Origin of the sequence: Sorangium sp. So ce836, from assembly GCF_028553905.1 — a bacterium.
Classification (GTDB): domain Bacteria; phylum Myxococcota_A; class Polyangia; order Polyangiales; family Polyangiaceae; genus Sorangium; species Sorangium cellulosum_D.
In genome coordinates this window covers 2,241,706-2,260,866 of the sequence record NZ_CP102233.1, presented here as the reverse complement: position 1 = coordinate 2,260,866, position 19,161 = coordinate 2,241,706, and the positions used below count along the sequence as shown (strand labels likewise).

The 19,161-nt window shown below is 70.9% G+C and carries 21 protein-coding genes and 1 pseudogene; 10 read left to right on the top strand and 12 right to left on the bottom strand.

Translation table 11 applies throughout. From position 1 onward, the window contains the following. Nucleotides 1-60: 60 nt before the first annotated feature. The gene (locus NQZ70_RS08215; RefSeq protein ID WP_237245144.1) at nt 61-312 is read right to left on the bottom strand and encodes a hypothetical protein; all 252 of its coding nucleotides are present in this window, start codon (nt 310-312) and stop codon (nt 61-63) included. Nucleotides 313-526: 214 nt separating this feature from the next. Here NQZ70_RS08215 and NQZ70_RS08210 point away from each other — a divergent pair, with 214 nt between their 5' ends. Next, nucleotides 527-1,318 carry an esterase family protein gene (locus NQZ70_RS08210; RefSeq protein ID WP_237245143.1) on the top strand — a complete coding sequence of 264 codons (792 nt, stop codon included), beginning with the start codon at nt 527-529 and terminating at the stop codon, nt 1,316-1,318. Between the two features lie 77 nt (nt 1,319-1,395). Here NQZ70_RS08210 and NQZ70_RS08205 read toward each other — a convergent pair whose 3' ends face one another. Further along, entirely contained in the window at nt 1,396-2,001 is a 606-nt protein-coding gene (locus NQZ70_RS08205; protein WP_165374629.1) for a Uma2 family endonuclease, read from the bottom strand. A gap of 24 nt (nt 2,002-2,025) precedes the next feature. Here NQZ70_RS08205 and NQZ70_RS53115 point away from each other — a divergent pair. After that, nucleotides 2,026-2,172, top strand: a pseudogene (locus NQZ70_RS53115) (SDR family oxidoreductase); the annotation flags it as partial. Nucleotides 2,173-2,525: 353 nt separating this feature from the next. Then, nucleotides 2,526-3,830, top strand: coding sequence for an RICIN domain-containing protein (locus NQZ70_RS08195; RefSeq protein WP_165373842.1), 1,305 nt, complete (start codon nt 2,526-2,528; stop codon nt 3,828-3,830). A gap of 95 nt (nt 3,831-3,925) precedes the next feature. Here the strand turns inward: NQZ70_RS08195 and NQZ70_RS08190 are convergent, their stop codons facing one another. From NQZ70_RS08190 to NQZ70_RS08180, 3 genes are read right to left on the bottom strand one after another with little or no spacing between them, the layout of a single operon-like run. After that, on the bottom strand, nt 3,926-4,984 hold the full coding sequence (locus tag NQZ70_RS08190; RefSeq protein ID WP_129573715.1) for a hypothetical protein: 1,059 nt from the start codon (nt 4,982-4,984) through the stop codon (nt 3,926-3,928). Beyond that, the gene (locus NQZ70_RS08185) at nt 4,981-6,273 is read right to left on the bottom strand and encodes a FecR domain-containing protein (RefSeq protein WP_129573714.1); all 1,293 of its coding nucleotides are present in this window, start codon (nt 6,271-6,273) and stop codon (nt 4,981-4,983) included. The genes NQZ70_RS08190 and NQZ70_RS08185 overlap by 4 nt, the downstream gene beginning before the upstream one ends. Then, a complete protein-coding gene (locus NQZ70_RS08180) occupies nt 6,263-6,892 on the bottom strand; it encodes an RNA polymerase sigma factor (RefSeq protein ID WP_207217779.1) in 630 nt (209 codons plus the stop codon). Before NQZ70_RS08180 ends, NQZ70_RS08185 begins: the two co-directional genes overlap by 11 nt. Before the next feature lie 718 nt (nt 6,893-7,610). On the opposite strand from NQZ70_RS08180, the gene NQZ70_RS08175 reads away from it, so the two are divergent. The 4 genes from NQZ70_RS08175 (at nt 7,611) to NQZ70_RS08160 (ending at nt 11,725) form a co-directional block, all read left to right on the top strand. Continuing rightward, nucleotides 7,611-9,332 (top strand): DUF1592 domain-containing protein, encoded by a 1,722-nt coding sequence (locus NQZ70_RS08175; RefSeq protein WP_237245142.1) that lies wholly within the window; start codon nt 7,611-7,613, stop codon nt 9,330-9,332. Between the two features lie 35 nt (nt 9,333-9,367). Continuing rightward, entirely contained in the window at nt 9,368-10,714 is a 1,347-nt protein-coding gene (locus NQZ70_RS08170) for a DUF1552 domain-containing protein (protein ID WP_129573154.1), read from the top strand. An 84-nt stretch (nt 10,715-10,798) separates the two neighbouring features. Continuing rightward, entirely contained in the window at nt 10,799-10,927 is a 129-nt protein-coding gene (locus NQZ70_RS08165; RefSeq protein ID WP_257792769.1) for a hypothetical protein, read from the top strand. Between the two features lie 420 nt (nt 10,928-11,347). Continuing rightward, the gene (locus NQZ70_RS08160; protein ID WP_272828091.1) at nt 11,348-11,725 is read left to right on the top strand and encodes a hypothetical protein; all 378 of its coding nucleotides are present in this window, start codon (nt 11,348-11,350) and stop codon (nt 11,723-11,725) included. Between the two features lie 191 nt (nt 11,726-11,916). On the opposite strand, the gene NQZ70_RS08155 is transcribed toward NQZ70_RS08160, so the two are convergent. The 5 genes from NQZ70_RS08155 to NQZ70_RS08135 all read right to left on the bottom strand — a co-directional run bounded on the left by NQZ70_RS08155 (nt 11,917) and on the right by NQZ70_RS08135 (nt 14,984). After that, nucleotides 11,917-12,822 (bottom strand): hypothetical protein, encoded by a 906-nt coding sequence (locus NQZ70_RS08155; RefSeq protein ID WP_129573712.1) that lies wholly within the window; start codon nt 12,820-12,822, stop codon nt 11,917-11,919. Between the two features lie 55 nt (nt 12,823-12,877). Beyond that, the gene (locus tag NQZ70_RS08150) at nt 12,878-13,801 is read right to left on the bottom strand and encodes a hypothetical protein (protein WP_129573711.1); all 924 of its coding nucleotides are present in this window, start codon (nt 13,799-13,801) and stop codon (nt 12,878-12,880) included. A gap of 10 nt (nt 13,802-13,811) precedes the next feature. Continuing rightward, on the bottom strand, nt 13,812-14,063 hold the full coding sequence (locus NQZ70_RS08145; RefSeq protein WP_129573710.1) for a hypothetical protein: 252 nt from the start codon (nt 14,061-14,063) through the stop codon (nt 13,812-13,814). Between the two features lie 3 nt (nt 14,064-14,066). Next, nucleotides 14,067-14,468, bottom strand: a complete 402-nt coding sequence (locus NQZ70_RS08140; RefSeq protein ID WP_129573709.1) for a hypothetical protein — start codon at nt 14,466-14,468, stop codon at nt 14,067-14,069. A 126-nt stretch (nt 14,469-14,594) separates the two neighbouring features. Continuing rightward, nucleotides 14,595-14,984 carry a hypothetical protein gene (locus NQZ70_RS08135; RefSeq protein ID WP_237245140.1) on the bottom strand — a complete coding sequence of 130 codons (390 nt, stop codon included), beginning with the start codon at nt 14,982-14,984 and terminating at the stop codon, nt 14,595-14,597. Nucleotides 14,985-15,108: 124 nt separating this feature from the next. Here NQZ70_RS08135 and NQZ70_RS08130 point away from each other — a divergent pair, with 124 nt between their 5' ends. From NQZ70_RS08130 to NQZ70_RS08120, 3 genes are read left to right on the top strand one after another with little or no spacing between them, the layout of a single operon-like run. After that, nucleotides 15,109-15,318, top strand: a complete 210-nt coding sequence (locus NQZ70_RS08130) for a helix-turn-helix domain-containing protein (protein ID WP_129573708.1) — start codon at nt 15,109-15,111, stop codon at nt 15,316-15,318. After that, nucleotides 15,315-15,614 (top strand): BrxE family protein, encoded by a 300-nt coding sequence (locus NQZ70_RS08125; protein WP_237245139.1) that lies wholly within the window; start codon nt 15,315-15,317, stop codon nt 15,612-15,614. The genes NQZ70_RS08130 and NQZ70_RS08125 overlap by 4 nt, the downstream gene beginning before the upstream one ends. Then, entirely contained in the window at nt 15,611-17,041 is a 1,431-nt protein-coding gene (locus tag NQZ70_RS08120) for an ATP-binding protein (protein WP_129573707.1), read from the top strand. The genes NQZ70_RS08125 and NQZ70_RS08120 overlap by 4 nt, the downstream gene beginning before the upstream one ends. Nucleotides 17,042-17,145: 104 nt before the next feature. On the opposite strand, the gene NQZ70_RS08115 is transcribed toward NQZ70_RS08120, so the two are convergent. Both NQZ70_RS08115 and NQZ70_RS08110 read right to left on the bottom strand, forming a co-directional pair. Next, nucleotides 17,146-17,637 carry an SRPBCC domain-containing protein gene (locus NQZ70_RS08115; protein ID WP_129573706.1) on the bottom strand — a complete coding sequence of 164 codons (492 nt, stop codon included), beginning with the start codon at nt 17,635-17,637 and terminating at the stop codon, nt 17,146-17,148. A gap of 102 nt (nt 17,638-17,739) precedes the next feature. Beyond that, nucleotides 17,740-18,606 carry a hypothetical protein gene (locus NQZ70_RS08110; RefSeq protein ID WP_129573705.1) on the bottom strand — a complete coding sequence of 289 codons (867 nt, stop codon included), beginning with the start codon at nt 18,604-18,606 and terminating at the stop codon, nt 17,740-17,742. Nucleotides 18,607-19,161 lie beyond the last annotated feature (555 nt).

Below are 19,161 nucleotides of genomic sequence, written 5' to 3'. Positions count from 1 at the left end.
CGACGGTCACCGGCGCTGCCCGGCGGCGCCGGCGCGCTCACGCGAACGTCACGATCGGCTTCACGTCCGCCGACCGGCGCAAGGAGGATCCATGATCCGCTCGAGCACATGCACTATATCGCTCCTCGTCGCGCTCTCAATCGCTGCTTGCGGGTCCGACAACGGCGCCGCCGACGGCTCGGGCGGCAGCGGAGGAAAAGGGAGCAACGGCTCTTCGAGTAGCAGCAGCAGCAGCTCTCCCAGCAGCAGCAGCAGCAGCAGCAGCAGCAGCAGCAGCAGCTCTTCGAGCACCAGCGGCAGCACCTCGGGCACGGGCGGCACAGACGACCCGGACCCGAACGGCGGTGGAGGACAGGGCGGGACGGTCGATCCGGTCGGCACCGAAGGCGACGGCGACTTCGAGATCGGGCCGAACTACCAGGACGCCCCGGAGATCAAGAGGATCGACGGCGTTCCCCAGGGGCGGACGTTCACGTTTTCCCTGTCATCGCGGGAGAGCGAAATCTTCACCGGCCACGATCCGACCTTGAACGACAACGCCAAGGGGGATTTCAACCGCCGCGTGGAGGTCGCGATCCCCGCGACGTACGTCGACGGCGCGGAGGCGCCGTTCATGGTCGTCCAGGACGCGCGCGACAGGAACGAGATCATCAACACGATCAACAACCTCGTCGCGGACCCGAACAACCGTTTCCCGAGCGTCATCGCCATCTTCGCCGCGAGCGGAGGGGGCGACTCGTACGGCAGCGAGCGGGGGCTCGAATACGACACCATGTCGGACGCCTATCAGAGGTTCGTCGATACGGAGCTCCTCGAGGCGGTCAAGAACGACCGAGCCGTCCACGCCGCGTACCCCAACCTGAAGTTCACGAGCAACCCGGACGGCCGCGCCACGTACGGATGCAGCTCGGGGGGGGCGGCGGCGCTGACCATGGGCTGGTTCGGCCACGACACCTACCGCAAGATCGTCACCTACTCCGGCACGTTCGTCGACCAGCAGAACCCCCGCGCGCCGACCGAGGCCGAGTATCCCGACGGCGCCTGGGAGTACACGGAGGGGCTCATCCGGGAGAGCCCGCGCAAGCCGCTGCGCATCTTCCTGCAGGTCGGCGACAACGACCTCGGCAGCACCAGGGATGAAGCCAGCCACCACAACTGGGTGATGGCGAACCAGCGCGTGGCGGCGATCCTCAAGGAGAAGGGGTATCATTACCGCTTCGTCTACGCGAAGGGCGCCGGCCACTGCGAAGGGAGAGTGATCAAGCAGACGCTCCCCGACACGCTGCGCTGGATGTGGCGGGGCTATCCGGTCGATTGACACATGGTGGTCCAGCGCGTGCCCGGCCCCGCAGGCCGTGGGTCTACGAGCGCGCGCGGAGCTCGGGGAGCGCTGTACTAGGGCTCCCGCGCGGGCTCGTCGGCTTCGTCGTCGCCGAAGAGCACGCCGACCTGCAGCGGGGTCGCCTCGAACGGCTCGGCCCGGACCTGCTCGCCGCGCTCGGCGGCGAGGATCTCGACGTAGCCTTCCTGCGTCCAGCGGTAGACGGCCAGGGTCTCCTCCTCGGGGTCGATGATCCAATAGTGTGGCACCTGGTGCCGGTGATAGACGCGCTTCTTCTTGATGAGGTCGTTCCGCTTGTTCGTCGAGAGGATCTCGCAGATCCAATCGGGGCGCACCATGATCGGGATACCGCGCGGGCGCTCCGGGACGCGGTCTCGCCGCCAGCCGACCGCGTCGGGGCGGACGGTGTTCGCGGCATCGACGTGGACATCAACCTCGGTGGCAAACCACCAACCCCCGGGCCTGCGCCCGCCGGGCCGCTGATCGTAGGGGTCGACGTAGGCGGAGAGCTTGCGCTGCACGGCCCCGTGCTCTCCGGTCGCGGCCCCCTTCTCGACGATGCTGCCCTCGATGAGCTCGTGGCGCCGCTCTTCCTCCGGGATCGCGAGGAGATCCTCCAAGGTCGCGGGGCGGGCAGCCTTCGGCGCGGATGCGGTCATGCCCGAGGATAGCAAATCCCCCCGGGCAAGCGCGCCATCCGTCGCGCGGCCGCGCCCGAGGAGATCGCCGAGGTCGTCGCGTTCCTGGCGTCCGACAAGGCGAGCTTCATGGTCGGCTCCATCGTGATGGCCGACGGCGGATACTCCGTCGCCATCCAGCCAGGGGATTGAGCGCCGGTGCCCCAGCTGGACGGCGAGCACGCGCTCTACCCCCGGGATCGCAGCCGCCGCCGGCTCTGCCTCCAGCGCTGCGGCGACCTCCGCCGCGAGCGCCGCGTCCGCCTCGACGATCACGGCGTCCGGATCGGACCGGCGGATCAGCTCCGCGACGCGCGCGGCCTGCGACGAGCCGAGCACCTACGTCCCCACCTGCGCGCGCTGCGCTTCCACGAGCGGGCCCAGCGCGTCCTTGCCCGCCTCGCCCGGCGAGAGCGGCCACGCGGCGCCTCCGCGCTCCCCCTGTCGCGCCCGACAGGCGGGCTTTACGCTCTGTCATGTCGCCTGCTATGCGTGAAGATCTGATGATGACGCGCTCGAACACGCGGCACCCGCGCCGGGGTCCGGCCGCGACGCCGGGCTCCGCGGCGGCGCCTCATGGCCGCGCGGCGCGCCGCTGGGTGGCCGCGGTCGCGTCGCTCGGGCTCGCGGCCTGCGAGAAGGCGCCGCTCGACGCCGTCGCGCCGGCGACGACGACGACGTTGACGCAGGACCTTGTCGCGTATTGGCCGTTCGACGAGGGCGAAGGGACGGTCGTGACCGACCGGTCCGGCAACCGGCGCCACGGCGAGCTCACCGGCGGCACGTGGGTGAAGGACGGCCGGTTCGGGCACGCGCTGCACTTCGACGAGGGCGAGTTCATGACGGTGGGCGATTTCCCGAACGCCACCTCGAGCTGGACCGCCTCGGCGTGGGTTCGCGTGCTGACCGACCAGCCCCCCGCCGACGACACGCTGAGGACCGTGATCAGCACGGAGAACGCCGGCGGATGGGAGCTCAGCGTCGACTACGACGGCGAGGCGCCAGGCATGCGCTTCGGGTTCTGGAAGGGGCCCGAGATCTCCGACGACCACGCCATCCTATGTTCCTGCCTGGAGCTCCAGCGGTGGACGCACGCCGTCGGGGTCGTCGACGGCGAGGCGCTCACCATGAGCCTCTACATCGACGGGCGGCTCCACAGCACCGTGCCCGTCGAGAAGACGATCTCGCCAGGCCCCACCAGCCTCTACGTCGGCCGACGGCCGCAGGAGGGTCGGCTCCTCGTCGGGGACGTCGACGACATCGCGATCTACAGCCGAGCGCTCGCCCCGGCGGAGGTCGCCGAGCTCTTCCAGCACGCCGTCCCGGCGGAGGTCGAGGCGGACATCTCGACGGGCACCAACTACACCCTTGTCGGCGTCCAGAGCGGGCTCTGCGTGGACGTCGACGCCGCCGTCATCACGGCCGACGATGTCGTCCTGCAGCTCTGGGATTGCAACGGCGGCGCCAACCAGCAGTTCCGCTTCGAGGCGATGGACGGCGGGTATTACCGGATCCGCAACGTCCACAGCGACAAGTGCCTCGACGTCCGCAGCGCGTCGACCGCCGACGGCGCCGCCATCGTCCAGTACACCTGCCACGACAACGCCAATCAGCAATGGTCCGTCACCGAGGCAGGCGGCGGCGCCGTCCGCATCACGTCGCGCCTCAGCGGCAAGGTCATCGACGCTTACGGCTCCCCGCCCTCCAACGGCACCGCCCTCGTCCAGAGGGCTTCCAACGGCGGCGCCAGCCAGCAGTTCAAGCTGACCCCGCTCGAAGCCGGCACCGGCACCAGCGGCGCGGGCCCGTGACGCCCGGCGCCTCTCCGCAGGCGAGCAGCCTGCTCAGCGACATCGACAGCCGATGAGCATCCACCGCCAGGCGCGCGGGGCGGCCGTCCTCCGAATCACAGCCACCCCACGAGGCTGAGGCTGCCGAGCAGCGCCGGGCGCGCGACGCGCGCCGCCTCGGTCTCGACGAAGCGGACCACCGGATACGGGTGCGCGACGAGCGCGTGCGCCTCGACGACGACGTCGAGCCGCCGCACGATCCCGAGCTCGACGCCGGCGCCGGCGTCCGCGGCGAACGCCCATTGCGCGCTGTGGACCCCCCGGTACGGCCACGACGCCTCGCCGTCCACGGCCACGTGGAGCACCCCGAGGCCGGCCGAGAACCTCGGGCGCAAGCGGAGCTCGGGCCAGGGGAGCGCCGCGAGCTCGACGAGCCCGAACCGCTGCTGCACGGTCGCGCTGCCCTGCGGCCCGGCGACGCGCGGCGCCGTCCCGAGCCCGGCGAGCGAGAGGCGCGCCTCGATCGGAGCGAGCGGCGCGACGCGCAGGCGCGCGACCCCGAGCAGCGCCGGGCCGATGCCGCCCGGGCTCACGAGCAGCCCGCCCCCCAGCTCGACGCCCCACATCGTCCGGCGCGGCGGGTCGAGCGGCCGCTCTTCCCGTCGAGGCGCCTGCCGGCTCACCTCGCTCGGGGGCGGCGCGGCGGCGGGCGCCGCGGAGCGCCGCGAGGACATCAGGAGCTCGAGCTGGCTCGCGCGGAGCAGCTCGACGGCGCGCACCGCGAGCACCTCGGCGATGTGCTCCGGTGCCTCGCCGCGCGTGTCGATCCGGCGCACGAGCGTCTCGTTCGTCCGCGGGTCGACCACCCAGAGCTCGGCGGCCTGACCGTCCGGCGCCAGGAACAGCCCGATCAGGGCCGCGGAGCCGGCCAGCTGCCCGGCGTCGTCCATCGCCGGCCGGGGGGCGGAGGCCGACTGCGAACCGAGGAGCTCCACATCGAAGCCATCGGCGACGAGCTCCCCGTGGATGCGGATCAGCGCCTCGGAGATCGACGGGTCGGCGGCGCTGGGCCGCACGAGGACCACGCGCGCAGGCTCCGCCGACGCCGCGGGGCTCGCGGCGCAGAGGAGGAGCGCGAGGGCCCCGGAGAGCGCTTTCGCCCGCGCGAACCTCACGGCTCCCGAGCGAGGGTCCGCGCTGCCTGGGCATAGGTCCCGCCGGGGAACCGGCGCAGGTACTCCCGGGCGACGATCTCGGCTTGCGCATCCCCGTGGAGCCGCCGCACGATCTCCATCTTGCGCCCGAGCGCCTCGGAGGCATAGGCCCCTTGCGGCGCTTCCTTGAGGTACGTCTCGAACCACGGGAGCGCCGCAGCGCCTCCCTCCTGGGCCTCGGCGAGGCGGCCGAGCAGGAAGGCCGCCTCCCGGGCGCGCTGGGTCGCGGGGAAGCGCCGGCGCTGCGCGAGCAGCGCCCGCCGCGCGACGTCGCCCCGCCGCGTGTAGCGCGCCGCGTCCGCGAGCGCCGAGAGCTCCGCACTGCTGGACGCCGCGAGGGTCTGGTCGAGCCCGCGGCGCTGCGCCTCGTCGACGATGGCGTCGAGCTGCCCGGCCGCGAGCTGCCCGGCCCAGTCGCGCTTCGGCGCGGCCGCCGCCTCCGCGCGCGGGGCCGCGGGCGCCTCGCCCTCCGGCGGCGCGCCGGGGAGCTCGGCGCTCGCGCCGGGGAGCTCGGCGCCGCCCGAGGGCGGCGGGGCGGAGCTCGGCGCCGCCTCCGCGCCCTTCTGCGCGCCGAGCTCGCGCAGGAGCACCTCGCCGGTGCGCAGCCGCACGGTGAGCCACTGCCCGGCGCGCATGGCGATCGGCTCGCCGGACAGCGGCCCGCTGACGGTGACGGCGCCATTCTCGAGCCGCAGATCGAGGCGCTCGTCCTCCGGCGCCCAGGCGAGCGCGAAGGCCGTCCCGGTCACGGTCACCACGAACGGCCCCGCGTCGAACAGCCACTGCGTCCCAGACCGGTGGACCACGTGCGCGCGGACCTCGCCCCGGTCGAGCGCGACCCGGGCGCCCTGCCCGGTCACCGACGCGAGATGCGCGCGCGCGCCCTCGGCGAGCTCCACCTCGGTGCCGTCGGAGAACCGGAGCTTCGGCCGGCTCGCCGCGTCGGCCTGGAGCGAGCCGTCCTGCGAGGCGACGCCCCCCTCCACCTCGTAGGACAGGAGCTCGGAGGGCGCCCTGCGTTGCCACCGCCCGAAGGCGACGAAGCCCGCGGCCGCCACGGCGATCGAGAGCGCGACCGCCCCGAAGGGCGAGAGCCGGAGCGCCCGGCGCGACGCCGTCCGCTCCGCGACGCGGAGCAGCCCTCGCGTCCGCTGCTGGTGGGACATCTCGCCGAGCGACCGGCACGCGAGCCCGACGAGGCGCGCGGCGTTCGCGCTCAGCTCCGGCTCTCTCCCCTCGTCACGGTTCATCTCGCGCCGTCCCTTTCTTGTAGTAGCCGGCGAGGGACGCGTCGTGCTCCACGCGCGACGACACGAGCTCCGTGGCCCGGCTGAGCCGTCGCTTCACCGTGGCCAGCGACACACGGGCCGCCTCCGCGATCTCCGGCAGGCTCATGCCCTCCATGTGCCGGAGCACGAACACGGTCCGATCGTCCGCGTTCAGCGTGTCGAGGATCGCGTAGAGGCGCCCGAGCGCCTCGCGCGCCTCGCTGTCCACCGGCTCCACCGCCTGCTCCGGGAGCTCCGCGCTCTCCGCGAAATGGAGGATCCGCCGCACGCGCCGTCGCCGGAGCTCCCACTTGAGCATCCGGAGGGTGACCGACACGATGAAGCTCCCGAGCGCGTCCGGATCCCTCAGCCCGGGCACCTTGGAGAAGACGCTCACGAACACGTCCTGGGTGAGGTCCTCGGCGTCGGCGCCCGGCCCGAGCACCCGCGCCACGATCCGGAACACCTTCGGCGCGTGCCGGTTCCACACCGCCGCCGCCGCCCACGGCTCCCCCGCCACGAGCGCGCGCACCAGCGCGCGGTCGTCGGGGCCGCCCCGCTCGGCTTCCGGAGGAGCGATGGCAACGCTGGCTCTGCGCACGACGGCATCGCTCCGGGGGCTCATGATCCCCGCACAGCGACCGCGCGGGGGAGCCACGGTATCGAGCCCATGTCTCCGTTGCAAGGAGCTCGTCGCACACGGCCGGAGGCCATCGCAGCGGTGTTCCCCGGTGTGGATTGCATGGCTGCCACCCGCGGCGACACCACGCCACGCCGGCAAGACCCCACGGGGTTCGGCAGGCTCCCCGGCCGGGCTGGCGAAGCGCATGTCAGGCAGTAGCGAGACCACGCCGAATCGGCTCACCGCGCGCGCGGGTGGATGAGCCGGCGGACTACGGTGAGCTCGCCCACGGGCGCGACGCGCAGGCTCACGCTTCGACAGGAAAACTTCACCTCGGCGATATTCGCTCACGTTGTGAGCCGGTCCGAGGGCGATCCGCTACTGCATGGCGGGCGCTCCACTTGCTCTTCCTGATCGCTTCGTCCTCCCGATCGGTCCGCACCACGGGCGGGACGCCCGAGCCCGGCGGCGGCGGGTCGGCGAGGGTGCGCCCGCCGGATGGCAGCACGTCCCGGGATTCGATTCCGCATTTCTATCGATGGAACACGGATCCGCCAGAGCGATCCCGGTAGTCCCTGCTTCGCCGTGAGCCCCGCTGGTGGGGCCGGCGCGATGATCCTGTGATCCTCTTGTAAAGAAAGCCTGTTGTTCGATGAGAGAACTTCAGCATGCCCGGAGCGGGCGAGGAGCGACAACGATGTCCAGGTCCTCACATCACGAGCAGGCGCGTCCTCTCCGAGGCTCTCGGTCGGCGATCCTGGCCGCGTTGCTCCTGGCCAGCGGCTGCATCGGAAACGTGGGTGGTCCTGGCTCCGGCGCCGAGCCCGGCGACGAGCCTGACGTCAAGGATCCCACCACCGGGGCCCCGCTCGCGTGCAAGGACGGCGTGGTGTACCCCGGGCGAGCGCCGCTGCGGCGGCTCACGCGCACCGAGTACAACAACACCGTCCGCGATCTCCTGGGCGACACGACCAACCCCGCCTTTTCGCTGCCCAGCGAGGACGTGGGGAACGGCTTCGGCAACGACGCGGACACGCTGTCGGTCTCGAGCCTGCTGGCCGAGCAGCTGGGCACCGTCGCGGAGGGCGTCGCCCAGCGCGCGACCGCCACCCCGGAGGCGCTCGCGAAGCTCGCCCCTTGCGCGCGCAACGTGGCGGCGGCGGACGAGGCGGCGTGCGCGCGCACGATCATCGAGAGCCTCGCCCCGCTCGCGTACCGCAGGCCGCTCGCCGGCGGCGAGGCGGAGGAGCTCCTCGCGCTGTACAGCGTCGGCCGGACCGACGCGACGTTCGCCACCGGCGTCGCGACGATGATCGAGGCGCTGCTCCAATCGCCAGATTTCCTCTACCGCATCGAATGGGGAACGCCCGACCCCGAGCGCCCCCAGCTCCGCCGACCCACGGGCGACGAGATGGCGACGCGGCTCTCGTACCTGCTCTGGGGCACGATGCCCGACGAGGAGCTGCGCATGGCCGCGCAGGCGGGTGAGCTCTCGACGAAGGAGGGCGTGCGCAAGCACGCCGAGCGCATGCTCGACGATGACCGGTCTCGGCCCACCATCCGGTTCTTCTTCGACAACCTCCTCCCCATCAGCAGCCTCGCGGATCTCGAGCGGAACGCGGAGGCGTTCCCGACCTTCTCTCGCACCATCGGCTCGCTGATGCGCGAGGAGACACAGCGGTTCCTCGAGCACGAGATCTTCGAGGGGACCGGCTCCTGGGCGTCCATCCTGACGGCCCCGTACACCTTCATGAACGAGCGGCTCGCGGCGTTCTACGGCGTCTCCGGGGTGAAGGGCGACGAGTTCCAAAAAGTAGAGCTCGACACGACCCAGCGCCTCGGGCTCCTCACCCAGGCGGGCGTGATGGCCGGGACGACGCACTCGAACAACACGAACCCCGTGGTCCGCGGCTCGTTCGTGCTGCAGAAGCTCATGTGCATCCCGATCCCGCTCCCCACCGGCGATATTTTGGAGAAGGTGAAGCCGCCGGATCCGTACTCCGGCGCGACGGCGCGGGACCGCTTCAGCCAGCACAGCAAGGACAAGGCGTGCGCGGGGTGCCACCAGTTCATGGACCCGGTCGGCTTCGCGTTCGAGAACTACGACGCGGTCGGGCTGTACCGCACCACCGAGAACGACGTCGTCATCGACCCGAGCGGCACGGTCCCGGGCACGCTGGGGGACGTGAGCGGGCCGATCGAGCTGGTGCAGAAGCTCGCCGCCTCCGAGGAGGTGCAGCACTGCTTCGCCAAGCGCTGGAGCGAGTTCGCGTACGGCCTCACCCTGCGCAAAGAGGACCAGTGCACCGAACAGGCTGTCACGACCGCCTTCGAGGCGTCCGGGTACAACGTGAAACAGCTCCTGATCGATCTCACGCAGACGGACGCTTTCCACTACTTGGCTTCAGGACAGGAGTGACGGTCATGTCGAATTTTCGTTTGAGCCGACGTGCCATGCTGCGAGGGGCCGGCGCCATCGCGGTCTCGCTCCCCTGGCTGGAGATCATGGGCCCCGAACGCCAGGCGCACGCGGCCCCCGCCCCCGCCAAGCGTTTCCTCGCCGTCTACACGCCCGGCGGGACCGTGATGAACCGCTGGAGGCCGACCGGCTCGGAGACGAGCTTCACCCTGAGCCCCATCCTGGCGCCGCTCGCGCCCGTGCAAAACCGGCTGCTCGTCGTCGACGGCCTCGACATGAAGAGCGCGCGCGGCGAGCAGCATCAGGCCGGGATCATCGCCTGGCTCACGGGCACGGCGCAGGAGGGCGCCAACAACGGCGGCTACGGGAAGGGGCCGTCCATCGATCAGGTGATCGCCGCCCGGATCTCCGCCGGTCAAAAGGCGAAGGCCAGCATCCAGATCGCGTTGCGCTGGGCGACGGGCAAGTCTCACGGCCTGCTGTCGCCGATGAACGCCGTGAATTTCGAGAACGACGCGCCGCACAAGCCGATCCCGCCGCGCCTCGATCCGGTGGAGATCTTCACCGAGCTCTTCGGCACGCTGAACCCGAACGACGGCAACGACGCCGCCCGTCGCCTCGCGCGGAAGCAATCGATCCTCGACTTCCTCGACCGGCGCTACGCGACCCTGTCCGGGAAGCTCGGCGCCGCCGACAAGCAGAAGGTCGACCAGCACCTGACGAAGATCCGCGAGATCGAGCAGAGCCTCAGCAACACCCCGGTCGCGACGAGCGCGTGCAAGGTGCCGACGAGGGTCGACACGTCCGACTACAACCCGCGCACGGGGCTCAACTCGTCCGACAACGGCTCGATCAAGGACACCTCGACCGACGCGGCGATCCCCAAGGTCGGCAAGCTGTTGACGGACATGATGGTGATGGCGCTCGCCTGCGACATCACCGCGGTCGGCACCCTGCAGTGGAGCGACACCGAGGCGAAGCACACCTTCCCCTGGCTCAACCTGACCGAGCACCACCATTTCTACCAGCACGACGGCGGCTTTAAGCCGAACGAGTGCGAGGCCATCTGCAACTGGTACTCGAAGCAGCACCTCTACCTGCTGCAGGAGATGGAGAAGGTCGACATGGGCGGGCACTCGCTGCTCGACGAGAGCGTCGTCTTCTTCGGCTCCGAGCTCTCGGATCCGCCGACGCACAAGAAGAACGACATGCCGTTCCTGCTGGCCGGCGGCGGCGGCGGCCTGCGCACCGGACGCTGGGTGCGGTACCCGAACCTCCCGCACAACAACCTGCTCGTCTCGATCTTGAACCTGTTCGGCGACACCCGGACCACATTCGGCGACCCGCGGGACTGCACCGGGCCGCTCACCAACCTGACCTAGCCATTCGAACGAGGCGCGGCGCGCCGTGCGCCATGGGTCCCCGTTCCTCTGTCTCGACCGGTCGCACCGGCAGCCTCGCCGGCGTTGCAGGACGACGCCGGCGCGCGCTGGGCGAGGGGGATCCGGCAGCGGGACGCCAGCTGGTTCGACATCGACGAAACGAAGTTCGACGGTCCCGACTTCTATCCCGGCGTTCTCGCCGGACTGGTGTGAAATGAGAATCTCTCTGCTCGTGATCCCTGTGACGATGGTCCTTCTTGCCTGCGGCTCCGAGGCCGACCCGCCCGCGAACGACCAGGCTACTTCCAGCGCGACGGGCGCTGGGGGCTCGGGCGGGGGAGCCGTGACGGGCGCCAGCACGAGCGCCTCCAGCAGCGCGAGCTCCGGCGGGGCCGGCGGCGGCGGCGGGGCCGGCGGCAGCGGCGGGGCCGGCGGCAGCGGCGGGGCCGGCGGCAGCGGCGGGGCCGGCGGCGCGGCGGCGGCGAGGACCCGCGCGCCGCGGCCGCCAGCATCGACGGCTTTCGCTGGGAGCTGCCGTGCGACCAGGACCCAGGCAACCGTGACGAGTGCTCGTCGTCCGCGCGGGTCGACGAGACCAAGACGTTCGGCGGCTCGCCCGACACGACCTACCAGGTGACTGTCCGGCTGCGCGGCGTCGTCGAGCCGATGACGTACCAGGGCGGCACATCCGACGGCATGCACTTCCGCGTCGGCGGTTCGCCCAGCAACCCGACGTACAACATCTACAGCTTCGCTGTCTCCGATCCGCCCGAGGTCTACTATCTCAACGATAACCCCAACGTGGGTCACGACACGTTCATCATCGACCACACGAAGACCATCCCGATTCGGGGTGGAGCCACCGTGACTTTCGTCGGCGACGGTCAAAACGGCGTCGAGATCGCCAACTACAAGCACCTCGTCGTGGACGGCATCCCCCCGGCACCCGAGCCTTTCATCGGTCAGTTCATCCAGCTCGACGTGCTGTCGGTCGAGGCGGCGCAGCCCTGACCGTGCGCCGCGCAGGATGAGCTCCTCGTAGCGGCCGTCTCACCGTACAACCACGCTGCACGCGCGGGTTGACATGGAACACTTTACGCGCTCGCGGCGCATCCATGGACGGCGCGCCGGTGCGCCCGCGCGCGGGGCGCTGGAGCGAGCGCCTCAGCCCGCAGGCTGCCTGCGGAGGAGGGATGACGCTCTCACCGGAACGGCCACGGCTCGCCGACGCTCCGCGAGGCGATGCGGTAGTCGCCGGGCGCGCCCCACACCGCGACCTCCCGGTCGGGCGCGCTCTGCCCCATCGCGAACGTGAACGACAGGACAGGCCGCTGCCCCGCGCGCGGCCGCCGCTGGGGCTCCGACCAGCGCACCTCCAGGTTCGTGGAGAGCGCCGCCTCCAGGGCGGCGACGGCCTCGTCGGCGTCGGTGGTCGTGACCCGGGTGCCAACGAAGAAGCTCGGGGTGTTCTGCTCCACGATGTGGAGGTGCTCGCGCAGCCACGCGGCCCCGTGCGCTCCCGAAGCCGGGGCGAACGGCGGCGCGTAGAAGACCTCGGCGACCGCGGCGCCGACCAGGCCGGCAACGCTGATGTGGTGCCACTGCAGGCGCTCCGGCTCGGGCGGCCAGGGCTCCGTCTCCAGCTCGATGGCGAGCGCCTCGAGGTACTGCGCCGGCCCGTCGAACGCCGGCGCCACGCCCGCGGCCTCGGTGTCGACCAGGTACACCGTGCCGCCCTCGCCGATCCAGATGGAGGGGTACCCCTTCGCCACGACCGCCAGCAGCACCTTGCCTCCTGCGCGCGGCAGCCTCTCCGGCGCGAGCAGCCGCCCGTCTTCGAGCGCCTTCAGCGAGGCGAACACGCCGAGCCGCTTGTCCGGCGGGAGCGGCGCGCCCCCGGCGAGGCCGTCGAGCTCGAGCGCGGCCTCGTAGGCGGGCAGCCCGCGCGCTTCGAGCAGGGCCCGCAGCGCGTCGGGCGACGTGGTGTGCTCGGGGTCGCGGCGGAGATCGAGCTCCTGGAAGACCTCGACCGCGTGCCGGCTCAGCTGCCTGCGCGCGCTGTCGGCGAGCCGGAGCGGACGGTCACTGTGCCGGCGTGCCTTGCTCATCTGCGTCGTTCCCGGCGGCGCTGCTGCCGCATGCCCTGCGCCATCGCGGCTTCCGTCAGGAGCTCGCCGGCGCTCCTGACGGGAGCCGCAGGGTCGCCTTCCCATCCTCGTAGGTGGTCCAGCTGAGCAGCCGTCCTTCGGCGGTCGTCTGGTACTGCTCGATCCGTCGCGAGCCGCGCGCACCGATAAGCCAGACGGTACCATCGTGGTGGTCGTCCTCGTCGCCGTACTCAAAACGGACGGCATCGGGGGCGGCGCTCCACGAGCCCGTAGGAGGGATGCTCGACTCCTCATCGGCGGACAGGCGAACCACCGTCGCCCCCGCGCGGTGGACGCTCACGCGGGGCGATCCGACGACGTGGGCAGCCGACTCCAGGATCGCCGCGACGTGCTCGAGCGAGGGGGCGAGCACGAGGTCCGCGCGCGCTTCGTATACCTCCGGCTGCCGGTAGTGGCGCAGGAGCACGCCGCCCGAAGCGAAGTAGGCCTGATACGCGTCGGTCGCCTCGGAGACGACGGTGAGACCGAGCGACGCCGCGAGGGCGTCGCCCGTCGCGGGGCGGACCTTGACCCGGTATGCGCGATGCGCTTCCGCGGCCGAGAGCAACGCGCGCTGCTCGATGTATTTCTCGATCGAGGCGCTCTTGACGTTAGGCTGGGTGATCACCTCTCCCGCCTCGTTCATGAACAGGCCGCAGACCCCCTCGCTGCCGATCGGCACCATCGTGCCGTCGAGGTCGAGCGGGTCGTTCTCGTCGCGCATCGGTTCATCATAGTAGATCCCGAGGGTGTCCTCGCCCCACGACAGCCCGCCGTAGAGGTGCTCGAAATTAATGGCCGCAGCGAACAGCGGCCGATGGCACTCGGCCAGTCGGCGGGCGACGCTCTCGCGATCGCGTGCGATGTCGTCGCGCTCCGCGGAGAGGAGGAGCTGCTGAGCGCGAGGGGAAAACAGGTGCAGAGGCAGGGGAAGTCGCATGGGCGATCTGTCAGCGGAACACGGGCACGTTCTGGATTGTGAACACCTGGGCGATGTTGGGCATGGCCTGCACGGCGGCCTGCGGCGTCATGACCCGGTTCGACGATCCCATATTGTTCAAGGTCGGACCGCAGAAGTCGCACGGCGCCTTATTTCCCACCGCTCCCCGTGGCGTCCGCAGTTCCTCCATGGCGTCGCCAGGCAGCATCGCGGCGAAAGGGTCTTCGCCTGCGCACGCCCCGGCCTCGATGCGGAGCGCCATGGTTCAGACAGCCCGCTTCTTCCAGCGAAGCTTCGGCGGACGGCGCTTCGGGTTCGCCAGGTTCGCCAACGCTTCGCGAAGCGCGCGAGGCGGCTCGAAGCCTTGATCGAGAACGCTGGCCAGGCGGATCGTCTCGGCGTCGCTCAGCGTGAGGCGCTCGCCCATCGGCTTCTGCCGTCTGGCGCGAAGGCGCTCGATCGCCGGATGAACGAGCGGCTCTACCTCCTCGCCACGGCGCGCCTCGATGGCTCGCCCCTGCTCGGCCTGCCGCACGACCCATCCGGCGAGCGCGGCGACCTCACGCAGAAGGTCGGCTTTCTGGTTGGGCTCGAGCCCGAGCCGCTCCCGCAGCATCTCCAGCTCGGCATCGAGCACGCTGTTGGTCAGGGCCTGGAAGCGGGACATGACGACCTCCGGACGAGCCAAATACTACTCGCCGAGGCAAGCAGCACGAGGACGTTCGGAGAGTCTGCCGACGTGCGTCCCCCTGCGGCATGATGGGCGTTGAAGCCGCCGCCCGCCGGCCGATGTTTAGGGCGTCGTGGGCGCGGGGGTCGTGGGCGCGGGCGCCGCGGCCGGCTTGCCGCTGGCCTCCGCCGGCTTGCCGCTGGCCTGTCCGGCCTCGGCGGCCTTACGGGCCTTGTCGCGCCGCGCCGCCGCGCGCCGGCGCCGGAACTCGAGCGCCGACTCGAGCTCATCGATGATGAACCGGGCGCGCTCGCCGAGATCGGCCACGGCCGGATCGACGATGAGCAGCAGCCGCGTCTGCGCCTCCTGCACGGCGTGCACGAGGGAGAGCAGCTCCGCCTCAATGGCGCTCGAAGCCGTCGATGGAGACGAGCCGATGACCGAGCGGCCCGTCCGGTCGGTCGCCCACGCGGGAACGTGGGCCCCGCAGCGGACGGTGAGGGCGTCCGCCATGCGGCGCGGGTAGGATCCGGGCCACACCTGTTCTTCTCGACTTTAGTCCGGTCTTGTCGGCAGAGCTCGGCCCGGGTACCCTGCTCCGGTGCACAGGGGGTTCCACGCGACCGGAGCGGAGCCGATGACGACAGAGCGTTGGGCCTCGGTTGAAGACGTCGCCAGGCACCTTGGGGTGGCGAAGGACTCGGTCTACCACTGGATCGAGACCCGGAGCCTGCCGGCGCACAAAATAGGACGCCTCTGGAAATTCCCGCTTTCCGACGTCGACACGTGGGTGCGAGCTGGCGGTGCCGATGCCCACGACGGCGCCGCAAAGGGGGGCCCCCGATGACCGGAGCAACGCTCGATCTCGATCGGCTGCTGAAGCTTCGCCTCCTGGTCGCACGCTTCGGTGAGATGGACGTCGCCAAGTGGTGGAACACCAAGGGCCAGCTCGGGCGCCTCGGATCCGCCGCCCTGCGGCGCGGCTTCCCGCGCACGCATCGCTTCGCGCAAGCACGATGCGCCGTCCAGCCGTGCTTCGGCGCCGGCATCGAGACGGAAGAGCAGTTCGACGCTGCGCTGGCTGGCCTGCGCGATGAGCGTGCGCGCCTCATCGGTGCGGGCAAGAAGGTGGTGCTTTCGTGACGGCCCGCATCGACCTCGTGGAGCTCGCGAGACGAGGGAGCGAGCAGACGGAGTGGAAAGAGAACGTCGCTGACGTCAACGACGTCGTCGAGACGCTCACTGCCTTCGCGAACGACCTCCAGAATCTGGGCGGCGGCTACGTGGTGTGCGGCGCGAAGGAGGAGAAGGACGAGAGCGGATTTCCCAAGCTCGTTCGCACGGGGCTGACCGCAGCGCGCTTGAAAGAGGTCGAGAACACTGTCCTGACTCGGTGCAGGGATCGCGTCTCTCCGCCTCTGGCGCCGTTGGTCGAGGAGCTCGAGTCGGACGATCCGCAGCGGCGGATCCTGGTCTTCCTCCAACCTGCCACGGGCTCCGCGCACACGTTTCGCCGAAGCAACGAGGGGGCGAAGCACTTCGTGCGGGTGAGCCGCTCCACCATCGAGGCGCGGAACGGGCTCCTCAAAGACCTGCTCGTTCGCAAGGGGGCTCTGGAGCCCTGGGATCGGAGGCCGTGCAACGCCGCGACCGTGAACGACATCGACCTCCTCACGCTGAGGGACGCGCTGCAGCGCATGGGGGTCTTCACGCTCGACCGTGGTGTCGATCCCTACCTGGTCGACGGGGTTCAGCTCTCGCCGTTCGTGCCGTCGCTGTGCGTGGCCGAGCCGCTCTCCGGCGTGCTGCGTCCGAGGAACTTCGCCGTGTTGCTCCTCGGACGAGAGCCCCAGCGCTTCATCCCCGGCGCGTTCTCGATCTTCTCCGCGTACCCGGGGCTCGATCGCACCGCTCCCGTCGCTCGTCGCGTCGAGATCCCCGGGACGCTGCTCGATCAGGCGCGCCGCCTTCAGGAGCTCCTCGACGCCGAAGCCGTGACGCTGTTCGACAAGACCGACCTCGAGGCGCCGAATGCGCAGAAGTATCCACAGCGAGCTCTCCAGGAGGCGATGGTCAATGCGCTCGCGCATCGAGACTATGAGCTCGTCGATCCTGGCCGCTTCACCTCGTACCGTGATCGCATCGAGCTCGTCTCACCGGGGCCGCTTCCCGTCGGTGTGACGCTGGAGAACCTCCGTACGGGCTCCGTCACGCCCCGCTGGCGAAACCAGGCGCTCGCCTGGTTCCTCTCTCGCCTCCAGCTCGCCCAGGCGGAGGGACAAGGGATTCAGACCATCCGCAGCACGATGAAAGCAGCGGGCTGTCCCCCGCCCATCTTCGATGCCACGGAGGTCTCCGTGACTTGCGTCCTCCGGGCCCATCCCCGCTTCGAGTCGGCGGAGCGAGGGAAGACCATGTCGAGAGGCGGAGCCGCGAAGCCCGCTGCTTCGAAGAAGATCAAGCCGAAGGCAAAGACGGCCAAGTCGACGTCGAAACCCGCGGCGAAGCCCAGGAAGACGGGCACGAAGGCGACCCAGAAGAGCAGCAAGAAGGGGGTGCGTCGTGGATAAGGACACACGCGACGCCATCGAACGCGCCACCCAGCGAGCGGGGAGAGGGGCCCTCCGAGCCTCCGCGTCGCGGCGGCCCGGTCGCTCCGCGCAAGAGGCATGCGTCACCCCAGGTAACGCGCGAGATTCTCCAGGGACGATCGAAGGCCGGCGTCGTGGTCGGCCTGGCTGATGCCGGGCGGGACGTTCTCCGCGGTGATGGTGATGCGGGTCCCTGCGGGCAGCGGTTCGAACGACCACGTCATCATCATCTCGCCCGCGCCCGCGAACGAAGCGTCCGACGACTCGAACTCGACCGACTGGACGATGCGCTTGCCCGGCTCCAGCGAGAGGAAGCGCCCGGCGCTGACGTCGGTCCGCTCTGTGGTCTTGCCCCCACCCGAGGGCGCTGCCTCCTCGTAGGTCAGCTCGATGCGGTAGCGACCGCCCTCGCGGAAGTCGTAGTCGAGGACGCGACCGGTCATGCCCTCGGGCGGGAGCCACGTGATGAGCGCGTCGGGATCGGCGAAGGCGCGGTAGACCGCGTCGGGTCGGGCTGCGACGACGAGCGACGCGGTATCCGTTCGACCTCTGGCGGCTGGATCTCGCACCCGCACAAGCTATCGCGCCACCGGTCCTCTGGCCAGAGCGGAGAGTCTGCCGACGTGCGTCACCCTGCAGGGTGATGGGCGTTGAAGCCGCCGCCCGCCGGCCGACGTTTACGGCGTCGTGGGCCCGGGGGTCGTGGGCGCGGGCGCCGCCGCCGGCTTGCCGTTGGCCTCCGCCGGCTTGCCGTTGGCCTGTCCGGCCTCGGTGGCCTTGCGGGCCTTCTCGCGCCGCGCCGCCGCGCGCCGGCGCCGCTCGTAGGCGCTCGTCACCTCGCGGGCGATCTCGGGGTGGCGCCGGAACACGTGGGCCGCGGCCTTCCGGATGGCGCCCACCCGCTCGACCATGAGGCGCAGCAGCTGGTTGCGGATCGTGGTCGCGGCGGCCGAGGCGCCGGCTTCGGGGGCCGCCTCCAGCGCTCGCCGTTGCAGGTCCTCCGCGAGCTTCCTGGCCTCGGCGATCACGCGCACGTCGAACGCCTCGTCCGCCTCGACAAGGCGGTCCTTGAGCGACTCCGCGAGCCCCGCGTAGTCGCGGAGCGCCTGGGAGAGGGCGCTCGAGCGCTGGCCGTCCTGCGCGTGGAACTCCTTGATGCGCGCGAGCTGCGCGTCGGCGGGCTCGTCGACGTCGTCGTCGAGCAGGAACTCGAGCGCCGACTCGAGCTCATCGACGACGAACCGGGCGCGCTCGCCGAGATCGGCCACGGCCGGATCGACGATGAGCAGCAGCCGCGTCTGCGCCTCCTGCACGGCGTGCACGATGGAGAGCAGCTCCTCGCTGCTCGAGGCGGGCAGGCGGCTCTTGACCCGCTTGAGGCCCGGGCGATCGCCGTCGGGCTCCCAGTACTTCTTCACGAACGCCGCGGCGACGACCGCCTCGCGCACGGCGATGTCGTACGGGATGTTCAGCGGGTTGTCGGTCCGCTCCGACTTGGCGGCGATCTTGACCCAGCGATCGAAGTCCGTTGCTTGCTTTGCCATGATGACGTTGACCCCTCCTCCTGCGACCCGCGCCCGTCGGGGCACGACGCAGAGCGGCAAAGATGAGCTCGGTCGGGAGGACGTCCAGCGCGGAGCAGGGTCTGGACGGGGGTGGGGGGAGCCGGGAGGTGAGGCGGCGGGGTGGGATGTCCGGGTGGGCGGGGGGGGATGTCCAGATGGGCGGGCGGGATGTCCAGATGAGCCCGCACCCTGTCCAGATGGGCGGGCGGGGTGTCCAGATGAGCCCGCATCCTGTCCAGATGGGTCGGAGGGTGTCCAGATGGGCGGCGGGGGTCGCGAGAGAGGCGGGCGCGCGAACGGCGGGGTCGGCGTCGATGCGCCACACGACGTCGATGGCCTTGGACGTGGGCGCCCGGCAGGCGCGGGTCCTTGAGCTCAAGGCCGTCCACGGCGCGGAGCCCCTGGCCGAGCAGACGCTCCGAGCGGTGGCCACGCCGGGACGTGGGCCGAGCAGCGGACGGCGTGGCTGGGCATCTCGCCAGGCCTGGTTGCTCAGTCCGGCCGCCTGGGCTTCCACGAATGCAGCCGGAACAC

Coding starts and splice junctions, on each gene's coding strand:
- NQZ70_RS08205 (WP_165374629.1), bottom strand. CDS start 2,001: ATGACCGCATCCGCGCCGAAGGCTGCCCGCCCCGCGACCTTGGAGGAT.
- NQZ70_RS08195 (WP_165373842.1), top strand. CDS start 2,526: ATGACGCGCTCGAACACGCGGCACCCGCGCCGGGGTCCGGCCGCGACG.
- NQZ70_RS08185 (WP_129573714.1), bottom strand. CDS start 6,273: ATGAACCGTGACGAGGGGAGAGAGCCGGAGCTGAGCGCGAACGCCGCG.
- NQZ70_RS08175 (WP_237245142.1), top strand. CDS start 7,611: ATGTCCAGGTCCTCACATCACGAGCAGGCGCGTCCTCTCCGAGGCTCT.
- NQZ70_RS08170 (WP_129573154.1), top strand. CDS start 9,368: ATGCTGCGAGGGGCCGGCGCCATCGCGGTCTCGCTCCCCTGGCTGGAG.
- NQZ70_RS08155 (WP_129573712.1), bottom strand. CDS start 12,822: ATGAGCAAGGCACGCCGGCACAGTGACCGTCCGCTCCGGCTCGCCGAC.
- NQZ70_RS08150 (WP_129573711.1), bottom strand. CDS start 13,801: ATGCGACTTCCCCTGCCTCTGCACCTGTTTTCCCCTCGCGCTCAGCAG.
- NQZ70_RS08145 (WP_129573710.1), bottom strand. CDS start 14,063: ATGGCGCTCCGCATCGAGGCCGGGGCGTGCGCAGGCGAAGACCCTTTC.
- NQZ70_RS08140 (WP_129573709.1), bottom strand. CDS start 14,468: ATGTCCCGCTTCCAGGCCCTGACCAACAGCGTGCTCGATGCCGAGCTG.
- NQZ70_RS08135 (WP_237245140.1), bottom strand. CDS start 14,984: ATGGCGGACGCCCTCACCGTCCGCTGCGGGGCCCACGTTCCCGCGTGG.
- NQZ70_RS08130 (WP_129573708.1), top strand. CDS start 15,109: ATGACGACAGAGCGTTGGGCCTCGGTTGAAGACGTCGCCAGGCACCTT.
- NQZ70_RS08125 (WP_237245139.1), top strand. CDS start 15,315: ATGACCGGAGCAACGCTCGATCTCGATCGGCTGCTGAAGCTTCGCCTC.
- NQZ70_RS08110 (WP_129573705.1), bottom strand. CDS start 18,606: ATGGCAAAGCAAGCAACGGACTTCGATCGCTGGGTCAAGATCGCCGCC.